Annotated in this window: 2 protein-coding genes; both read left to right on the top strand. The window is 69.9% G+C overall.

Annotated elements, in window-relative coordinates; all coding sequences use genetic code 11:
* The coding region (locus DEF28_RS26410; RefSeq protein WP_147281108.1) for a sensor histidine kinase at positions 1 to 1,011 on the top strand (1,011 nt) is incomplete at its 5' end.
* Complete coding sequence (locus tag DEF28_RS26405) at positions 963 to 1,607, top strand: response regulator (protein WP_114400909.1); 645 nt, start codon at positions 963 to 965, stop codon at positions 1,605 to 1,607. The genes DEF28_RS26410 and DEF28_RS26405, both read left to right, overlap by 49 nt.
* Positions 1,608 to 1,762 lie beyond the last annotated feature (155 nt).

Genomic DNA, 1,762 nt, shown 5'->3' with positions numbered 1-1,762 from the left:
GCCAAGATCAGCGCCATCCTCACCGACCCCGCCACCTGGCGCGACCTCGCCTGGCTCCTCCTCAACGGCACCCTCGGCCTCGTCGCCACCCTCCTCCCCACCGCCCTCTTCGCCGAAGGCGTCCACAACCTCCTCGTCCCCTACTACTGGCGATACGTCCCCGACGACTTCGACATGTGGGTCGACGCCGTCCACGTCACCGACCAAGCCAGCGCCTACTGGACCATCCCCCAGGGCATCCTCTTCCTCTTCCTCTTCTGGGCCCTCAGCCCCCACATCCTCCGCGGCTACGCCCACACCGCACGCTGGCTCCTCGCCCCCACCGAGAAATCCCGCCTCACCGCCCGCGTCGAACACCTCGCCACCTCCCGCGCCGACACCGTCGACGCCCAGGCATCCGAAGTCCGCCGCATCGAACGCGACCTCCACGACGGCGCCCAAGCCCGCCTCGTCGCCCTCGGCATGAGCCTCGGCATGGCCGAACAACTCCTCGACCGCGACCCCGCATCCGCCCAACGCATGCTCGCCGAAGCACGCGAATCCACCCACCAAGCCCTCACCGAGATCCGCACCCTCGTCCGCGGCATCCACCCGCCCGTCCTCGTCGAACGCGGCCTCGACGGCGCCGTACGCGCACTGGCCGTCACCCAGCACCTCCCCGTCACCGTCGACATCACCCTCCCCGGACGCCCCGCCGACCCCGTCGAATCCGCCACCTACTTCGCCATCGCCGAACTCCTCACCAACGCCGCCAAACACGCCCACGCCAACCGCGCCTGGGTCCGCATCAACCACGGCCAGGGCCGCCTCGTCATCGTCGTCGGCGACGACGGCACCGGCGGCGCCAACCCCACCTCCGGCACCGGCCTGGCCGGCATCCGACGCCGCCTCGCCGCATTCGATGGCACGATAACCACCGTCAGCCCGCCAGGCGGGCCCACCATCGTCACCATGGAGCTGCCGTGCGCGTTGTCATCGCCGAAGATCTCGCCCTCCTCCGCGATGGACTGATCCGGCTCCTCCAAGCCCACGACTGCGAAGTCGTCGCCGCCGTCGAAACCGGCCCCGAACTCCTCGACGCCCTCCTGGCCCACCGCCCCGACGTCGCCGTCATCGACGTCCGCCTCCCACCCACCTTCACCGACGAAGGACTCCAGGCCGCCATCACCGCCCGCGCCAAGATCCCCGGACTGCCCATCCTCGTCCTCTCCCAGCACGTCGAGCAGCTCTACGCCCGCGAACTCCTCTCCGACAGCCGCGGCGCCGTCGGCTACCTCCTCAAAGACCGCGTCTTCGACGTCACCCAATTCGTCGAAGCCGTCCAACGCGTCGCCGCCGGCGGCACCGCCATGGACCCCGAAGTCATCGCCCAACTCCTCGCCAAGCACACCGACACCAGCCCCCTCGCCGCCCTCACCGCCCGCGAACGCGAAGTCCTCGGCGAAATGGCCGAAGGCCGCTCCAACTCCGCCATCGCCGGCCGCCTCTACATCACCGAGAAAGCCGTCAGCAAGCACATCAACAACATCTTCGCCAAACTCGGCCTCCCGCCCTCCGCCGACGACAGCCGCCGCGTCCTCGCCGTCCTCGCCTACCTCAACGACTGACCCCCCGACAAGGACCCCCATGACCCGCGCCTACGTCATCACCGGCGCCGCCCAAGGCATCGGCCGCGCCCTCACCGAACACCTCCTCACCCACCCCAACACCACCGTCACCATCCTCGACCGCCACCCCAGCACCCTCACCTGGACCCACCACC

The sequence above is a fragment of the Marinitenerispora sediminis genome, from assembly GCF_003336425.1.
Lineage (GTDB): Bacteria > Actinomycetota > Actinomycetes > Streptosporangiales > Streptosporangiaceae > Marinitenerispora > Marinitenerispora sediminis.
Note: the sequence above shows the minus strand (reverse complement) of the source record. Positions and strands in the feature narration are given on the sequence as shown.